Source organism: Klebsiella sp. K5-306, from assembly GCF_051835185.1.
GTDB lineage: Bacteria > Pseudomonadota > Gammaproteobacteria > Enterobacterales > Enterobacteriaceae > Klebsiella > Klebsiella oxytoca.
Genome location: NZ_JAIFJY010000017.1, coordinates 63,412 through 79,098 on the forward strand (window position 1 = coordinate 63,412; position 15,687 = coordinate 79,098).

General features: G+C 46.0%; 18 protein-coding genes and 2 pseudogenes. 14 read left to right on the top strand and 6 right to left on the bottom strand.

The window, feature by feature from the left end; translation table 11 throughout:
- Positions 1 to 28 precede the first annotated feature (28 nt).
- The 8 genes from K2184_RS22705 (at position 29) to K2184_RS22740 (ending at position 7,041) form a co-directional block, all read left to right on the top strand.
- Positions 29 to 1,540 (top strand): FGGY-family carbohydrate kinase, encoded by a 1,512-nt coding sequence (locus K2184_RS22705; protein WP_064397276.1) that lies wholly within the window; start codon positions 29 to 31, stop codon positions 1,538 to 1,540.
- Positions 1,540 to 2,574 carry a zinc-dependent dehydrogenase gene (locus K2184_RS22710; RefSeq protein ID WP_064372023.1) on the top strand — a complete coding sequence of 345 codons (1,035 nt, stop codon included), beginning with the start codon at positions 1,540 to 1,542 and terminating at the stop codon, positions 2,572 to 2,574. Before K2184_RS22705 ends, K2184_RS22710 begins: the two co-directional genes overlap by 1 nt.
- Positions 2,575 to 2,754: 180 nt before the next feature.
- Entirely contained in the window at positions 2,755 to 3,498 is a 744-nt protein-coding gene (locus K2184_RS22715; protein ID WP_064372022.1) for a GntR family transcriptional regulator, read from the top strand.
- A gap of 5 nt (positions 3,499 to 3,503) precedes the next feature.
- The gene (locus K2184_RS22720) at positions 3,504 to 4,343 is read left to right on the top strand and encodes a class II aldolase (RefSeq protein ID WP_098067250.1); all 840 of its coding nucleotides are present in this window, start codon (positions 3,504 to 3,506) and stop codon (positions 4,341 to 4,343) included.
- Between the two features lie 43 nt (positions 4,344 to 4,386).
- Entirely contained in the window at positions 4,387 to 4,659 is a 273-nt protein-coding gene (locus K2184_RS22725; protein WP_196551371.1) for an HPr family phosphocarrier protein, read from the top strand.
- A 70-nt stretch (positions 4,660 to 4,729) separates the two neighbouring features.
- Positions 4,730 to 5,515, top strand: coding sequence for a 5'/3'-nucleotidase SurE (gene surE, locus K2184_RS22730; RefSeq protein ID WP_064372019.1), 786 nt, complete (start codon positions 4,730 to 4,732; stop codon positions 5,513 to 5,515).
- Between the two features lie 54 nt (positions 5,516 to 5,569).
- Positions 5,570 to 6,628, top strand: a complete 1,059-nt coding sequence (locus tag K2184_RS22735) for a galactitol-1-phosphate 5-dehydrogenase (RefSeq protein WP_196552860.1) — start codon at positions 5,570 to 5,572, stop codon at positions 6,626 to 6,628.
- A gap of 56 nt (positions 6,629 to 6,684) precedes the next feature.
- Positions 6,685 to 7,041, top strand: a complete 357-nt coding sequence (locus K2184_RS22740) for a hypothetical protein (RefSeq protein ID WP_148720820.1) — start codon at positions 6,685 to 6,687, stop codon at positions 7,039 to 7,041.
- 165 nt (positions 7,042 to 7,206) lie between these two features.
- On the opposite strand, the pseudogene K2184_RS22745 reads toward K2184_RS22740, so the two are convergent.
- Positions 7,207 to 7,671, bottom strand: a pseudogene (locus K2184_RS22745) (aldo/keto reductase); the annotation flags it as partial.
- A 218-nt stretch (positions 7,672 to 7,889) separates the two neighbouring features.
- On the opposite strand from K2184_RS22745, the gene K2184_RS22750 reads away from it, so the two are divergent.
- The 3 genes and pseudogenes from K2184_RS22750 (at position 7,890) to K2184_RS22760 (ending at position 10,115) form a co-directional block, all read left to right on the top strand.
- Positions 7,890 to 8,543, top strand: coding sequence for a LysE family translocator (locus tag K2184_RS22750; RefSeq protein WP_004105516.1), 654 nt, complete (start codon positions 7,890 to 7,892; stop codon positions 8,541 to 8,543).
- 116 nt (positions 8,544 to 8,659) lie between these two features.
- Positions 8,660 to 8,827: pseudogene (locus tag K2184_RS22755) on the top strand (arsenate reductase); the annotation flags it as partial.
- A gap of 322 nt (positions 8,828 to 9,149) precedes the next feature.
- Positions 9,150 to 10,115: a sugar-binding transcriptional regulator gene (locus K2184_RS22760; protein ID WP_004105514.1), complete on the top strand. Its 966-nt coding sequence runs from the start codon at positions 9,150 to 9,152 to the stop codon at positions 10,113 to 10,115.
- Between the two features lie 30 nt (positions 10,116 to 10,145).
- On the opposite strand, the gene hxlB is transcribed toward K2184_RS22760, so the two are convergent.
- From hxlB to K2184_RS22785, 5 genes are read right to left on the bottom strand one after another with little or no spacing between them, the layout of a single operon-like run.
- Positions 10,146 to 10,667, bottom strand: a complete 522-nt coding sequence (gene hxlB, locus K2184_RS22765) for a 6-phospho-3-hexuloisomerase (RefSeq protein ID WP_064406965.1) — start codon at positions 10,665 to 10,667, stop codon at positions 10,146 to 10,148.
- A 56-nt stretch (positions 10,668 to 10,723) separates the two neighbouring features.
- Complete coding sequence (locus K2184_RS22770) at positions 10,724 to 11,182, bottom strand: PTS sugar transporter subunit IIA (protein ID WP_004105511.1); 459 nt, start codon at positions 11,180 to 11,182, stop codon at positions 10,724 to 10,726.
- Between the two features lie 7 nt (positions 11,183 to 11,189).
- Positions 11,190 to 11,474, bottom strand: a complete 285-nt coding sequence (locus K2184_RS22775; protein WP_000723161.1) for a PTS sugar transporter subunit IIB — start codon at positions 11,472 to 11,474, stop codon at positions 11,190 to 11,192.
- Positions 11,475 to 11,495: 21 nt separating this feature from the next.
- On the bottom strand, positions 11,496 to 12,866 hold the full coding sequence (locus K2184_RS22780; RefSeq protein ID WP_004105509.1) for a PTS galactitol transporter subunit IIC: 1,371 nt from the start codon (positions 12,864 to 12,866) through the stop codon (positions 11,496 to 11,498).
- Positions 12,867 to 12,869: 3 nt separating this feature from the next.
- On the bottom strand, positions 12,870 to 13,406 hold the full coding sequence (locus tag K2184_RS22785; RefSeq protein ID WP_004105507.1) for an RpiB/LacA/LacB family sugar-phosphate isomerase: 537 nt from the start codon (positions 13,404 to 13,406) through the stop codon (positions 12,870 to 12,872).
- A 381-nt stretch (positions 13,407 to 13,787) separates the two neighbouring features.
- Here K2184_RS22785 and K2184_RS22790 point away from each other — a divergent pair, with 381 nt between their 5' ends.
- From K2184_RS22790 to K2184_RS22800, 3 genes are all read left to right on the top strand, one after another.
- Entirely contained in the window at positions 13,788 to 14,543 is a 756-nt protein-coding gene (locus tag K2184_RS22790) for a DeoR/GlpR family DNA-binding transcription regulator (protein ID WP_004105505.1), read from the top strand.
- A 357-nt stretch (positions 14,544 to 14,900) separates the two neighbouring features.
- Positions 14,901 to 15,350 carry a PTS galactitol transporter subunit IIA gene (gene gatA, locus K2184_RS22795; RefSeq protein WP_163525447.1) on the top strand — a complete coding sequence of 150 codons (450 nt, stop codon included), beginning with the start codon at positions 14,901 to 14,903 and terminating at the stop codon, positions 15,348 to 15,350.
- Positions 15,351 to 15,371: 21 nt separating this feature from the next.
- Positions 15,372 to 15,665, top strand: coding sequence for a PTS sugar transporter subunit IIB (locus K2184_RS22800; RefSeq protein ID WP_004105500.1), 294 nt, complete (start codon positions 15,372 to 15,374; stop codon positions 15,663 to 15,665).
- Positions 15,666 to 15,687 lie beyond the last annotated feature (22 nt).

Genomic DNA, 15,687 nt, shown 5'->3' on the forward strand with positions numbered 1-15,687 from the left:
TGTCCCTTGCAAAAAAAAGGGGAGAGTGATGTATACGATCGGAATCGATATTGGCACGACTAATTGTAAGGTGTGTTTGTTCGCAATTCCTTCTCTGGAATTAATTAATCAGTATAGTTTCAGAACGCCCAAAATTGTGGACGGAGAAAATACTGATTTTGATGTTCGCCTCATCTGGGACGGGGTTCTCCATGGACTCAGAACGATAACAAATAATCTGGATAATGCTGAGCAAATCAGCGCAGTGGCGGTTGCCAGCGTGGGAGAATCTGGTGTCCTGCTTGATAATAATGATAATGTCGTTGGCCCAGTTCTAACCTGGTATGACACGCGCCCCAAACAGCAGTTGGAAAATATTATTTCCGCAATGGATATTGAACATATCTATGAAATAACCGGTATTCCTGCTCATTCTAATTACAGCGTCAATAAAATTAAGTGGTTGCAGGATAATAACAGTAATGCCCGTGAAGGTTGTAAATGGTTATGCCTTGCGGAATTCATTGCCTTCAAATTATCCGGCGTGAAACGCTCAGAATATTCTCTGGCATCACGGACGATGGCATTAAACATCGCTGAGATGGACTGGGATGAACAGCTCATACATGCGGCTGAGCTTTCTCCATCTTTGTTCAGTCCGCTGGTTCAGGCCGGTGTTGCGATTGGTACCGTTACGTCTGATGTTTCTGAACGGACCGGATTGACAAAGGATACCCGTGTCGCCATTGCTGGGCATGATCATATGTGCGGTTCCGTGGCTGTCGGTCTGACCCGTGAAGATCAGATCCTGAATTCCACAGGAACGACCGAAGGATTACTGGTAGTGACCGAAGCGGTCAATAACACCGGGCGTTTTTTCCGGGCCAGAGTGTCAAATGGCGTGCATGTGCTTCCGGGGCTTCATTCCCTTTATGCCTCACTGCCTTCTGCCGGGTATGCCATCGAATGGTTCAGAAACCTCTTTGAACTCGATATGCCTGCATTTCTGCGAATGGTGGATACCCTGCGTAACGAGCGAGACATGGCAGTGGCCAGTGAGCTTGACGGCATCTTCATTCCCCATCTGCGGGGTAGTGGCCCTCCGGACAGAAATACCTGGTCCCGTGCATTAATTTACGGTCTTGATGATAAGTCACGACCGGAGGATGTTCTGCGCTTTGTGTTCCAGGGATTGTGTTTCGAACTTCGCAATCTGCTGGATTTATACGAAACGCTGACAGGGAATAATTATCCGGTTGTGAATGTGATTGGTGCTGCCTGCAAAAACCCATACTGGTTACAGCTTAAGGCCAATATTCTTAACCGGGAAATCGTGGCATGTAATGTCAATGAGGCCGTGAGCAAAGGGGCCGCCATGCTGGCTGCGAAAGCTGCCGGTGTGGAAGTGGAGTGTCTGTCCGGAACAAGTGAAGAACAGACCCGACGCTACCTGCCGGAGAGTGATGCCGTGACTCACTATCAGGCAATTTACACTCAGGTCTACAAACCGCTTTATGAATCCAAGATGCGTACAGAGCGTCTCTGCAATGGAGTTAACTAATGAAAGCCAGCGTTTACTACAGTAAAAATGATATCCGATATGAAGATGTTGAGGAGCCAGAAATTGGCGACGGTGACATGCTCATCAAAATGCATTCCTGTGGCCTGTGCGGTACTGACATTCATAAAGCGCAGCACCAGACGGTGACCGGCCCGATAATCCTCGGCCATGAAGTGTCGGGGGAAGTGGTGAAAGTTGGCAAGGATGTTACCCGCTACCGGGTTGGTGAGCGTGTGGTAACCGCTATTCATGTTCCCTGCTTTAACTGCCATTACTGTGACCGGGGGTTCTTCACCCTGTGCGATCAGTTCAAGAAAACAAATCTGGAACCCGGCGGGTTCAGTGAGTTTATTCGTATCCCTCGCCAGCATGTTGAACATCTGACGCACCGAATTATTGACAGTCTTGATTGGGACCGAGCGGCAATGATTGAGCCTGTCGCCTGCTGTTTACATGGACTGAAATCATCCAATATTCACCCAAAAGATACGGTACTGGTTCTGGGTTCCGGAACTATTGGTCTGGTTAGTGCACAGTTGGCGGCGCTAAAAGGTGCTTCAACGGTGATTGTTTCCGACCTTTCCCGGTTCAAGCGTGAACTGGCGCTGAAGGTAGGGGTAACCCACGCAATCGACCCGGCAAACGAAGATGTTGAAACCCGCGTGGCAGAAATCACGCAGGGGAAAGGGCCTGATGTGGTGATCATTGCCGCAGGGGTCTCGTCCCTGGTTTCTCAAGCCGTCAATGTTGTACGTCGTGGGGGGAGAATTGTTGTGTTCTCGCCATTTGATAAAAACCCGGTGGTGGAAATTGATGCAGGCAGACTGTTCCGGGATGAAATTTCAATCGTTGGCACCTACTCATTGACCCCCTATGACATGAAGGAAGCGATTGAGATTGTGGAAAAAGACAAAATCAATACGAAGGACATGATCACTCATACCTGGCCGCTGTCTCGGATGGCTGAAGCGATTGATTTTGCTTCCAATCCAGATAATGACGTACTGAAAGTTATCATTAAATCTGACGTATAAATGTTGTGCCCCTGTTATCTGTGCGGGGGCCGTCTGCAGCATGGGGAGCGGTGCCGTACGAGCATCAGTATGTGGGGCTGAAACTGTGAAGTTGGTCATATAGTTTAATTTTTGAAAACGCTGTATTATCAAGAGTTGTTCATACTTGTATACAGATGATCTACACAGGAGAAGCATCACATGAGTACCATACTGCAAGACTCTGAAATTCCTTTATATATGCAAGTTTCTGAGTGGGTTCGCGGAAAAATTTATAAAGGTGAACTGAGTAAAGGAGACAGGATTCCCTCTGAAAATCAGATCATGGAAATCCTACAGGTCAGTCGTGGCACGGTAAAGAAAGGTGTCACCATGCTGGTAAATGAGGGTTTGCTGGTTCAGGTTCAGGGAAAGGGGACCTTTGTGAAAAAAGAGAATATCTCTTACTCACTGGGGGAAGGATTGCTTTCTTTCGCAGAGTCGCTTGAAAGTCAGCACTTATCTTTTACAACCGAGGTGATTGACTCCTATATCGAGAAGGCCTCAAAAGGAGTGGCGGAAAAGTTGCAGATCGATCCCGGTACACCCATTTTTTTCCTTAAACGGATCCGTAGTGTGGATGGGGAAAGGGTCATGTTAATTGAAAATAGAATCAATATGGCGCTGTGTCCGGGAATAACCGAGGTTGATTTTAATAAGCATAACCTGTTTCAGACCGTCGAAACCATGACGGGAAGAACAATTGAATACTCTGAAAGTCGCTATGCCGCGAAAATTGTGGGTAGTGAACGGGGACACTATCTGGAAGTAAATGAAGAAGCACCGGTGCTTCATCTGGAACAACTGGTTTTCCTCGATAATCATATGCCATTTGATTTTGGCAATGTCTGGCTGAAATCAGATAAATATTATTTGGGTACAGTACTTCAACGAAGAAAGAGGTAAATATCATGCCATTAGTAAACGGTAATATCCTGCTCGATCGTATCCGTGAAAAACGTGTCCTGGCTGGTGCCTTCAACACCACTAACCTGGAAACCACTATTTCGATTCTGGACGCGATTGAGCGTTCAGGATTGCCTAACTTTATTCAGATAGCACCGACAAACGCAAAACTGTCGGGTTATGACTATATCTATGAAATCGTGCGTAAACGCGCTGCGACCATGGATGTGCCGGTCAGTCTCCATCTTGATCATGGTAAAGAGCTGGATGATGTTAAGCGAGCTGTTCGTGCAGGCTTCACCTCAGTGATGATTGACGGTGCAGAGTTGCCGTATGAAGAAAATATTGCGTTTACTAAAGAAGCTGTAGATTTCTGTAAATCGTTTGGCGTACCTGTAGAAGCGGAACTTGGCGCGATTCTGGGTAAAGAAGATGACCACGTCAGTGAGGCTGACTGTAAGACGGATGTCAATCAGGTGCGTCGTTTTGTGGAAGAGACTGGATGTAGCATGCTGGCAGTTTCCGTCGGCAACGTTCACGGCCTTGAAGATATTCCGCGCATTGACATCCCTTTATTACAAGAGATCGCTAAAGTATGTCCGTGTCCGCTGGTTATTCATGGAGGGTCCGGGATCGATGAAGCTATCATCCGCAGTTTTGTGAACTATAACGTCGTGAAACTTAATATTGCCAGCGACTTGCGTAAGGCATTTATTACTACTGTCGGCCAGGCATGGACTAAAAATAACAATGAAGCAAACCTGGCAAAAGTAATGTCGGGAGCGAAAGATGCGGTGGAAGCTGACGTCTATAGTAAAATTCTGATGATGAACAAGGCATCCTGATATATCTTTTACTTTTATTCAGTATTCAGAGTTGGATATAAAAATGATTCGAGAAAATATTCGTGTTGTAAATAGCACAGGCCTGCACGCACGTCCTGCAGCCACGTTTATTAAAACGCTAAAAAAATATGAGTCTTCTGTTACGCTTATCAATAATGGCAAAGAGACTGCTATTAAAGGCCTGATGAGTGTATTGGGAGCCGGCGTTAAAGGTAAGTCCAGTATTGAAATCATCTGTGAAGGCCCTGATGAACAGGCTCTGATGGATGAGATTAAAGGGTTATTTGCCAGCGGCTTTGGCGAGAAAGAAGAATAATCCATTTTATTCCCGGTAAGTTATATATTCTGGACTGGTCTTTATTTATCCCTGAAAGGGAGGTAATCCTGTGGCTCAAAAATGGTTACAACGAATCTTACTTGTCAATGATGACGGTATTGACGCGCCGGGAATTAAATTGCTTGAGGATGTGGCACAACAGCTTGCCGATGAAGTCTGGGTCGTGGCGCCTGCAACTGATAAAAGCGGCGTGGCTAACTCTGTTAGCCTCAGAGAACCGGTTCGAGTGGAACCGCGGGGTGAGCGCCGATATGCCGTGCATGGTACTCCGGCTGATTGTGTCACGATGGCTGTCCAGCATTTGATGAAGGAGCAACTTCCGCAACTGATACTGTCAGGCATTAACAATGGTTCCAATATCGGTTTTGAAACCGTTCTTTCTGGAACTGTCGGAGCGGCCATCACCGGCCTCTTGCTTGGCGTTCCGTCGGTCGCCCTGAGTCAGGACAAGCGACCTGAAGATGCGGTGAACTGGCGTACCGCAGAAACATTTTGCCTGCCCGTCCTGGACTCGTTAATCAGTCGAGGATTACCAACTGATTGCTGCCTTAGCATTAATTTTCCTGACTTGCCTGCGGACAAGATTAAGGGAATTAAAGCCACGCGTCAGGGTATTGGCAAAGTGAAGGGATTACAGGTTATTCCAACAATAGACCCATACGGAGAAGATTATTACTGGATCCGCGTGGAGCATGGAGTCGCCGAGTTTCCTGAGCATAGTGAGGCAGGTGCGGTTACAGCAGGATATATCTCTGTCACACCTTTAATGTTTGAAAGAACGGCCATGGAAAGCTGGCATCAACTTTCCGTGGATTTGAGTGCGTCGCCCATGTGAGGGCGACATTTTTTCACATTCGAATTTTCAACCCAGATGCCGAAGAGTGAGGTTATGATGAAGGCACTGAATTTGTATGGTGTACAGGATGTCCGCTATGAAGATGTGCAGAAGCCTGAAATTGAAAATGCAAATGATGTTCTGATTAAAGTACATACTGCGGGTATATGTGGGTCGGATATATCGCGCTTTGGTAAAATTGGATCATATAACCCCGGTCTGACCTGGGGGCACGAGTTTTCCGGCACCGTAGAGAATACGGGGAGTGGGGGCACCTCGGTAAGTAAAGGCGATCGCGTCACGGCCTGTAACTGCTTCCCCTGTTTTCATTGTGACTACTGTAAACAGGGAAATTATGCCCGATGTACGCATATGAAGGTGCTGGGAGGCCAGGTCAACGGTGCTTTTGCTGAATACATTCGGATGCCAGTTGAGAATGTCCTCAAGTTACCCGACTCTATGGACTTTGCGACAGCAAGCTTTATTGAGCCATCCAGCGTGGTTGTGCATGGCATGCGGCAAGTTGATATCAAGCCTGGTAGCAGTGTGGCCATTGTTGGGTGCGGTACTATTGGCTTACTTGCCGTTCAATGGGCAAAAATCTGCGGAGCGGGGGACGTATTTGCTTTTGATACCGACGAAGATAAACTCGCAGTAGCGACGAAAACAGGGGCAACGGCAACCTTCTGCGTCAAAGATGAAAACTATTTATCCCGGTTCCATGAAATCACCTATGACAAAGGTGTCGATATCGTTTTTGAATCATCTGGTAATGCTGCAGGGATCGGCTCATCCCTGCTTCTGGCGGCGAAAGGCGGCGCGGTGGTTCTCATGGGTATCCCGTACGGTGATGTCGCTTTACCCCGGTTGAATTTTGAAAAAATTGTTCGTAATGAATTGAACGTCATTGGTTCCTGGAACTCGATTTCTGCACCGTTTCCTGGAAAAGAATGGCAGACATCCATCCATTATCTCAGTTCTGGAAAGATTGATGTCTCTCCACTGATAACCCGGCAGGTTCGAATGGAAGATGTTCCGTCGCTTTTGCCAGATCTTTATAACCGAAAAGCGTTTTTCGTTAAGGTTCTGATCAACGTCGAAGCGTTGCCCTGAGGAATGTATGGAAGATTGTGTTTCTTATCATCACTCTTGTTTTACCTGGGAGTATCATGAAATCGTTGCATGAACTTCTTATTCTGAATCATTTTTATTACTGCTTTCTTCTGGCTATTAAACTTAACAAATGCAATCTTCCCTCTGTGAATAGTATCAATCAGAAAGTATTTATAAAACAGTGGCTTTGCTCTGCGCAGAAAAAAAGACTATTTGACAAATTGGTCTATGAAGAAATTCAGTGGTTACTTGAAATCCTTTCGGATAAGGCAACAACCCTTCAACAATTCGAGTTTAATATTGAGCTGATTTACCATCGCTCTTTCGAAATGATTAAAGAAAAGGAAGTTATGGTGCCCTCTGTTAGTTGTATTAGTGCTAACCGAACGGAGTTGCCATTTTTACCTTCATAAAATTGATAAGTCTCTGCACTTTCTCTGGTAACAAGCTACTTTCGGCCACTGTTCATACATACTGAAGGCATCATGCCATTTAGGTGACGGTTCAATTAATTATATTTGAGACCGCCCTTATAAATAAGATATCGGCTCTGAGCCCTCAATATAAGTTCAATCGGGTACCGCAGGAGTCACTTTGTTGAAGGCGATAAGATCGGCCAGTCGGTCAGGATGGAAGTTGCTGACGCCAATGGCGCGAATTTTGCCTGCCTGCTGCAATTCTTCCATAGCACGCCATGCCCCATGGACATCGCCATAAGGCTGGTGAATCAGATACAGGTCGACGTAATCAAGTTGCAGCCGATTCAGAGAGCGTTCGAACTGGGCTTTAGCGCCTTCGTAATTCGTATCCTGCAGCCACAGTTTGGTCGTGACAAAGAGCTCGTTACGGGCGATACCGCTCTGTTTCAGCGCGTTCCCGACCTGGGTTTCATTCTGGTAAGACGCGGCGGTATCGATCAGGCGGTATCCCGTATCGATAGCATCAATAACGGCTCTTTCGCATTCAGCAGCATCCGTCATCTGGAAGACACCAAAGCCCAGCAGGGGCATTTCAATACCGTTGTTCAGTTTTACAGTTGGCAAGACGTTATCCTTCAGCTGTTGTGTTGGAAAAGCATAACGTAAAGTAATTTATTCGATTAGATGGGGTAATTAGCTAGGGCTTATTAGATGTCTTCATTAATTTTGTGAAGGGCAGGCGCTCAGCTGCGTGCCATGCGCGGACGCTGCAGAATATTGCGCTTTCGGCTCGAAGCTGACTGAGGTAACGTAGCAGAAATATTTATCCGGACTCAACCAAAATGCCTGCCATCGAAACGTTTATTACTTTCCTTTTCGCGCTGACGCTTCTGGAGATTTCTCCGGGGCCAGACATGATGCTGACTATCGCCAGAGGAGTCGGGCAGGGAAGACGTATCGCGCTGCTTACGGTTGTGGGCAATGTATTTGTAGCAGGATTTGTGCAAGTTTCTTTTCTTGTTCTGGGGCTGGTAACCGTTGTACATGCCTGGCCGGTTGCGCTGGATCTGCTAAGGTGGGTTGGTGCGGCTTATCTGATGTGGCTGGGCATAAAAATGATTGCGACTTCAGGTACTGATACGCGGCTGCGAAAAACGGCAAAAATTTCTGACTGGAATGCCGTAAAGGAAGGCGCTCTGAACAGCCTGACTAATCCAAAATCCCTGCTGTTCATGTTTGCTTTTCTTCCTCAGTTTGTCGATCCCACCGCGGGTCCTGTCTGGCTGCAATTGCTTGTTCTGGGCAGTATCCAAAAGCTGGCAGGAATTGTTTCCCTGGGCTCAGTCGCGATGGCATCGGGAACATTTGGAAACTGGCTGGGTAAACACCCAGGCTTTATCAAATGGCAGGAACGATTTACAGGAGTTGTCATGATAGGCCTCGGTATCCGCATGTTGTTTAGTGGGTCTGGCGTAGTATCGAAATCTGCCAGTTAAGTTTTACCGAAACGGTCAACCCAGTGAACTCACAGCACAGACATTCACGCTCATTAGCTTTGCGCCAACATGAGACAATTTTAATTTTGATGAAGCTGACGTTTATATTGAGCCTCCATCCGATCCTGATTACCCGTCCTGTCGTTGTGATAATCCCCAAGGAACCAACCTATACCCTCCTTCTACAGTTGTTATAGAGTTCCTTCCTGACGCTCAGAAAGGGGGCTTACACTCAGAAAGACGGAGAGAAAGTTATTGATGATGCAGGCCAAAGAGTGAATTAAGCATCACGAGGCGAATATCCCCCTGTTTAATTGACGACCAAAAACAATGGCTGATTTATACGAAATGAACTCTCCCAACAAGAACTGGCATGAGCAAAAGCTTGCAATAAAAACGCTTTAGGCAGCCATGTTACATTGTTTGCGCTGAGTCTTTTCCGTGATCCTATTCGTACTTTGGCGGGGCGCTTTACATCACAAAATTCAAAATCCACTCCTGTACAGGTATCTGATGAGCGAGTAAAAGTGTACTCTTTTGAGTATTGCATCTGAGCGTGTCGCTCGAATGACTTATGATGCCTCTTGTTATATATGGATAACCGCTATGCCAAAAGAGAACAAAAATCCGAAGCTACGTAACTACGATCCTCGTTTTATCTACTCTCTTGTTGTTAAGCGTTACTTCTCTGAAATGAAGACAAAAATAGAAATTGCTGAGGAGCTCGGTCTGTCTCGCTTCAAAGTTGCACGCCTGATTGATGAAGCCATTGCGCAAGAGTATGTAAAATTTACTTTTCCTAAACAGCAGGCTCTGGACGAGGAAATAGCGCAAAATTTGTGTAAAAAATACGGATTGCAGGATGCCGTTGTGCTCTCTGTTTCTGAATCCTGGTCTTCGCAGGAACAATTAAACGTCAAGCTGGGAGGGATAACGGCGACCTACTTGAGTGAAATTCTCAAAGAGGGAATGAAGTTTGGTCTCGCCTGGGGGCGCGTACTCTCAAGTACGGTGAGTCAACTGACGACATTACCTGTTCTGGATGTGGTTCAGCTTTCTGGCGTTCATCCAGGCATTGAATTTAGTCAGGGGCCCATTGATTTGATTCACAAAGTTGCTGCTATTTCCCACGGAAGAGCGCACCCAATGTATGTCCCTATGTGGGTGGATGACGAAAGTTTAGCCCAGAAACTCGCAGACGATCAGGCTGTTCAGGATACGCAAAAGTTTTACTCAAGTATGGATGTCGTTATTACGGGCATTGGGGCCTGGAAAACCGGTTCTTCCAGTCTGTGCGATATATTCCCTGAAGCATGGCGTGAGACTTTAATGAGCCAGGACATTACCGCTGATGTATGCGTAACCCTGGTAAATAGTAAAGGGGAAATACTCGATAGCCCGCTAAACCGCCTGGGGTTCGGCATTACGACAGAACAATTGCGGGCCACAAAGAAACTGATTGGGGTTGCTGGGGGGGACGAAAAATATGAAGGCATTGTTGCCTCTCTCAAATCAGGCCTTCTGAATGTGCTGATCACTGATTTTGATACGGCTATCAAACTGCTGGATTAATAGCCGCTAGCGCTTTACGCCACGCCGGTATTATTCAATATCGGCGTGGCGTTCCTTCATCGTCTGGCTTGTTTCATTAAGATTGGCCATTAATGACTGCACAATAGTGTCATAGGTCAGTAGGGAAGCCTGTTCGAACAGAGAACCCATCGGTTGGGCGCTGTGACCTGCCGGGATAGTGAGTATGTAATCTGCCAGAGTTGCCAAAGTTGAATCTGGTTCGGTAGTGATGAGAGCGATATACACGCCATTATTCTTTGCTATTTTCACCTGGTTGATCAGGCGTTGGGTCTCTCCGGAGCCTGAACCAACGATCATCAAGTCGTTTTTGCGAGAATGTGGAGAGCTAATTTCTCCTACCACGCTGACGGACAGACCAAGGTGCATCAGTCGGTTAGCAAAAGCATTTATCATTTGTCCTGAGCGACCAGCACCGGCAAGAAATACATGTCCGGCAGTGATAATAGAATCAACCAGTGTGTTAAATTCTTGCTCATCGATTTTATCCAAAAGCGAAGATAACTCGTTTAAAACGAGGGCGTACTTTTTCATGATGGTCATTCTTTTATTGAAAAAAAGGCAGATAGGGGATATCTGCCTTTTGTTTATCAGGATGCTACAAGCATCTCTTCAACATATTTCCCGACTTCGTGCGTTTTAAGGTTACGGCACGACTCGATGAACGAAATATCCTGGAAGAGCGTAAAGAGGCGGCGCAGCACAGACATATGCTGATCGCTGGTGGCGAATGCGAGATTAAACATAATGCCGCATTCCACGGTGAGGTCAGCATCTTCCATCTGACCAAACACGACTCCTTTATCAAAACGCACGATGCTTATGCTGTTGGTTTTTACCAGCGTATAGTCTGCATGCGGGATGGCAATGCCCTGACCGTTCGCCATCAATAAACCAGTTGGATAAGTCTTCTCACGCTCCAGGCAGGCCTGAATATATTCGGGAGTGATATAGCCTTTTTCCAACAGCTTCTGGCCGGCAAACTCAATTGCCGCATGCCAGTCAGCGATCGTACCCTCGACATCATTTACCAGAATCTCAAGTTTCATTATTCACCTACTTAAGCATTTCTTCTTTAACAGCATCAAAAATTTCATCTTCGCCCAGGCCCGTTAACAGGCCTGCACCCACAATCACACGAGTGGTGATCCCTGGGTTATCCAGCTTGGTTGAAGAAACAATCAGGTCATAGCTGTTAAACGTGTCCGTGGTGCAGGCCATTAAAGAGGATTTATCGACCTGCGCTTCGATATTCTGTTCTTTCAGGTAGTCCTGTAGGACAGAAACCATAATGGAAGAGGAGGCAATACCGTTCCCACATACAACTAAAATCTTTTTCATTATCAATTACCTTATGAAGTTTTAAGCCGTTTTTTCTGCCTCAGTTTTTAACTGACGGCGCGCTTTCTGTTTGAGTAAATAGCCTACGGACAGTAGCAACACAGCGGCGAGAGCATAACCTGCGATGCCAACATGGCTGAGTCCAGCAAAGAGACCGGTGAACGGGTTAGCTGACGGGTTTAGCGATGAGTACATTACGCTGGCATCAGGATTAGTACCGAATTTCTGGAACACTTCATTTGTTGCTGGAGCCATCCAGGATGCGATGTATAAGCCGCCGCCAAACAGGATGATGGAAGTCACCCAGGTACGAATAATGTTGCCATTAAAAACCGGCACCATGCACGCAATAAAGAATACGAACTGCGAGAGGTCCCCCAGCGGCATCACTCGGTTGCCGGGAAGGACAACGGCGAGGATAACAATGACCGGGATCAGCAGCAGTGCAGGCGCGATAACTGAAGGATGACCAACAATCAGCGCGGTATCCATCCCGACAGTGATCTCACGGTCCGGGAAACGTTTAACCAGCTTCTTACGTGCTACGTTGGACAGCGGAACCAGACCTTCCATCATGATGGAGGTCATGCGCGGCAGCAGGAGCATCACGGCGGCAAGGTACATACCCAGTTGCAGGCTGGCAATAATGGTGTGATACGGCGATTCCCAACCATAACCACAGAAGCCAAGAAGAATACCAATAATGAAACCAACCATGGTCGGATCGCCAAGGATACCAAATCGTTTCTGAATACTTTCCGCCGTAACGTTCAGATTACGGAACCCAGGGATGCGATCGTAAATCCAGTTAAACGGATAAGCGAACAGCAAATAGGTGTTTGCAACCGGGTGGGAGATGGCAACGCCTTTTGGCAGGTTGAAGAATTTTTCGTTGTTTTTGGCACCCAGGTCAGCCGCAATAAGTGCCCAGACATGGAACAATGCAGCAGTAAGAACACCGTAGAGGAAGCTGCCGGAGTAAGCGCCAACAATTGCCCCCATAGAGGCATTCTGATGAAGGTTAAACACGTCAACGTTTACGCAGTCCGTGAGACGCGCCACCAGCATGGCAATATTCACCGCGACGCACAGAGGGATAATAATTGCCCCCATACTTGAGCCAAAACCCATTACGGCTGTGGCTGCGCCGCCAACATCAATGGCGCTCAGCGAGGAGCCGGTGGCCTCAGCAAGCCCCGTCACCGCTGGCTGCATTTTTTCAAGCATCAGCTTGATGGTCATGGTTAATGCGATAAAACCAATGCCGACTTTAATGGCTGATGAAATACACTCCGACAGGGGACGCCCCAAAAGTTTCATCAGTATAAGGAAGATGACCGGTATAAAAATAAAGTTACCCAGGTCATTGATAAACTGTGTGATCAGTTCCATTTATTAGCCCTCAGATTTCTCATCATCTGGTCTGAAACCCATATTCCATCGAACATCTTCAGGTTTCGTCAGCAATGCGTTGTCACTGCGTTCTGCTTCCAGTAGATTCTTTTTGGAATTTTCCCTTGCAGTGGCAAAGTCGAACGCGTTGTCATACCAGGCATCAACGATCATTTTTGTGTATTCAAGATCATTAACTCTGCAGCCAAGTCCAATCACCTGCGCATTGTTACTGAGTCTTGCTCGCTTGGCCGAGTAAGGATTAGTGACGGCGACAGCACGAATCCCCCAGTGCTTATTTATCTGGCAAGTAAAGCCAATACCGGTTCCGCAAATGTAGATACCGAGGCGGCATTCGTCCCGCTGAATAACACCTGCCATTTCATCCGCAAGACGAGCGAAGTTGTTGAAACCATCTTCTTTTCGTTTAACGGGATCGTACACGACCTCGGCATTTTTCTCTTCTTCGAGGTACTTTTTAATCTCCTCCTTACGATCAAATCCCACATCATCACATGCGATTGCAATTTTCGTTTTCATCTTATCCAACCTGTCATAAAGAACTTAAGCCAAGTATGGGGTTGGTAAATGTTGGTTGTCAACTGAGATCAATGTCACAAAATTAGTATGCTGTTGATTTTAAAGGTATTAAAAACCAACAAAAACAAATAAAAGCTAATGTATGCCAATTTTTTGATGATGGAAAGAGGAGAGAGTATTAGTAAACTGAAGTGGATAATCTGTATTATATGTATTTAATATATTGATTATTAATGAATTATTGCTATTTGGCCTTTGTTCTTATAGTTGAGCGTTACCAGGGACGTACTCTTCTGACTTCTCTTTGGGTTTGTTTTAGTTTGCATCTTCTGTGCTATGATTCGCTTCATTGCAATATGAAGAATGTTGATAGGGGGAAGGATGTACCTGGTTGAAGAGAGGAGAAAATTGATCCTGGAAGAGATTATCTCGGCTGGTACCGTTTACGTTAGTGACCTTGCGAAAAAGTACGAGGTCACTTATGAAACTATCCGCAAAGATCTCACTCATCTGGAAAAAAAAGGACTGTTGGTTAAAAGCCATGGAGGGGCAACCTTAAAGCAGGGGGCTGTCGAACATCCTTTCCAGGTCAGGGAAAAAGAAAATAGTACCTTCAAACAAGCTATCGCCAGAAAAGCGCTGGACTTTATCCCCCCCAACAGCTCAATGATCATTGGCACTGGGAGTTCTAACTATGAACTGGCTAATCTGTTGTGCATGAAATCTGGCTTTAAAATTTTTACCGATTCTTTGCCGGTGGCCAGTGTGCTGATCGAATCTGATAACCAGGTCTTTTTGTTCGGCGGAGAACTGAGGAAGAAAAGCTCTTCTGTCTTTGGCGGGTGGGCTGTGTCAATGATTAATGATATTAACGTTGATCTCTGCTTTATCGGCACCGATGGCTTCAACAATATGACAGGTCCCTCCACGCCGTCCTCCTCGGATGCCTTTCTGGATCGAACGATCATTGCCCATTCCGAGAAGAAATATATCCTGGGCGATTACACTAAGTTCCAGCGAAGCAGCTTGTTTAAGATCTGCGACTGGTCTGAGATTACCGCGCTGATCACTAATGATATTGCGGATAAAGACGGTATTGCCGAAGTTTCGAAATATACAACAGTGGTAACTTGTTGATTTTAAAATTAATAATTTCAATAACGGTACTTCTCATGTGCCGTTGTCCTGTAGAAACAATTGCAATCAGAACACTCCGCTCATAAGAGCGTTTGAAGTATTGCCATTGTAAAAGTCCCCAGAATAAGCCAATTTAATTCAATTTATTAAAAATCAATCAGTTAATCATTCGTGGCGCATTAATTAATCGTCAGTTTTGCTCATATGAGTATTTTTCGTAATGCGCTTATGTGATTTTGTGTGATCAAGATATAACTTTTGCAAGCTTCCCATTTCAGCAAATCACTGATGTGCTATAACTGCTCATGTGATTACATAGGTGCTCACATGAGCATTTAACGGAATGAGGAGAAGCCAGTGGGCACAATTTCTATCAATGTCGCGGATGGTGCGGCATACAAAAATTATGATGAAGTGCTGGAGCATATTCACCAGAAACATCTGGCTGATGGGATAGTAAGAGACACTTACCTCCAGGCGCTGCGTGAACGTGAAGCCGACTACCCAACCGGAATTTTACTTGATGGCTATGCTGTCGCTATCCCACATTGCGATAGCCAGCATGCTGTCAGCCCGGCGATTTACATCATCCGTTTGCCACAGGAAATTGAAGTTAATCAGGCAGATGGTGACGAGAAATTGTGGGTTCGCCTGGTTGTTAACCTGGTTGTTACTCAACCAGCAGATCAATTGCAGTTGTTGAAGGCGTTGTTTAACCATCTTCAGCTAGCTGATTTTTACCACCAGATACTGGAACTTCCTGCTGAAGAAGCAAGAGCATTGTTTATTAACACGATAATTAAATAACAATTACCCGGAGATTTTACCATGATTACTATCCTCGTAGCCTGCGGAAGCGGTGTAGCAACCTCCACACTTGCCGCTGATGAAGTTAAATCGGTTTGTGCTGAATACGGCATTGCCAACGTAAAAATTAATAAATGTAGTATGTCCGAACTGGCCTCCGAAATGCAAAGTGCTGATGTGGTTCTGACAACGAATAATTATAAAGGTGATATTGGTAAGCCGCACATGAGCGTCGCAGGTTTTATTACCGGTATTAACGAAGCCGCGCTGCGTAAAAAATTAGGTGAACTGTTAAGCGAAATTTCCAAAGGCTAAAGTCTAAAAAAGACGGGGGATG

Bases quoted from the DNA above. Each gene is read 5' to 3' on its own strand.
- K2184_RS22735 (WP_196552860.1), top strand. From the start codon at position 5,570: ATGATGAAGGCACTGAATTTGTATGGTGTACAGGATGTCCGCTATGAA.
- K2184_RS22705 (WP_064397276.1), top strand. From the start codon at position 29: ATGTATACGATCGGAATCGATATTGGCACGACTAATTGTAAGGTGTGT.
- K2184_RS22775 (WP_000723161.1), bottom strand. From the start codon at position 11,474: ATGAAAAAGATTTTAGTTGTATGTGGGAACGGTATTGCCTCCTCTTCC.
- K2184_RS22715 (WP_064372022.1), top strand. From the start codon at position 2,755: ATGAGTACCATACTGCAAGACTCTGAAATTCCTTTATATATGCAAGTT.
- K2184_RS22770 (WP_004105511.1), bottom strand. From the start codon at position 11,182: ATGAAACTTGAGATTCTGGTAAATGATGTCGAGGGTACGATCGCTGAC.
- K2184_RS22725 (WP_196551371.1), top strand. From the start codon at position 4,387: ATGATTCGAGAAAATATTCGTGTTGTAAATAGCACAGGCCTGCACGCA.
- K2184_RS22760 (WP_004105514.1), top strand. From the start codon at position 9,150: ATGCCAAAAGAGAACAAAAATCCGAAGCTACGTAACTACGATCCTCGT.
- K2184_RS22790 (WP_004105505.1), top strand. From the start codon at position 13,788: ATGTACCTGGTTGAAGAGAGGAGAAAATTGATCCTGGAAGAGATTATC.
- K2184_RS22785 (WP_004105507.1), bottom strand. From the start codon at position 13,406: ATGAAAACGAAAATTGCAATCGCATGTGATGATGTGGGATTTGATCGT.
- K2184_RS22750 (WP_004105516.1), top strand. From the start codon at position 7,890: ATGCCTGCCATCGAAACGTTTATTACTTTCCTTTTCGCGCTGACGCTT.
- K2184_RS22780 (WP_004105509.1), bottom strand. From the start codon at position 12,866: ATGGAACTGATCACACAGTTTATCAATGACCTGGGTAACTTTATTTTT.
- K2184_RS22720 (WP_098067250.1), top strand. From the start codon at position 3,504: ATGCCATTAGTAAACGGTAATATCCTGCTCGATCGTATCCGTGAAAAA.
- hxlB (WP_064406965.1), bottom strand. From the start codon at position 10,667: ATGAAAAAGTACGCCCTCGTTTTAAACGAGTTATCTTCGCTTTTGGAT.
- K2184_RS22740 (WP_148720820.1), top strand. From the start codon at position 6,685: ATGAAATCGTTGCATGAACTTCTTATTCTGAATCATTTTTATTACTGC.
- K2184_RS22710 (WP_064372023.1), top strand. From the start codon at position 1,540: ATGAAAGCCAGCGTTTACTACAGTAAAAATGATATCCGATATGAAGAT.
- K2184_RS22800 (WP_004105500.1), top strand. From the start codon at position 15,372: ATGATTACTATCCTCGTAGCCTGCGGAAGCGGTGTAGCAACCTCCACA.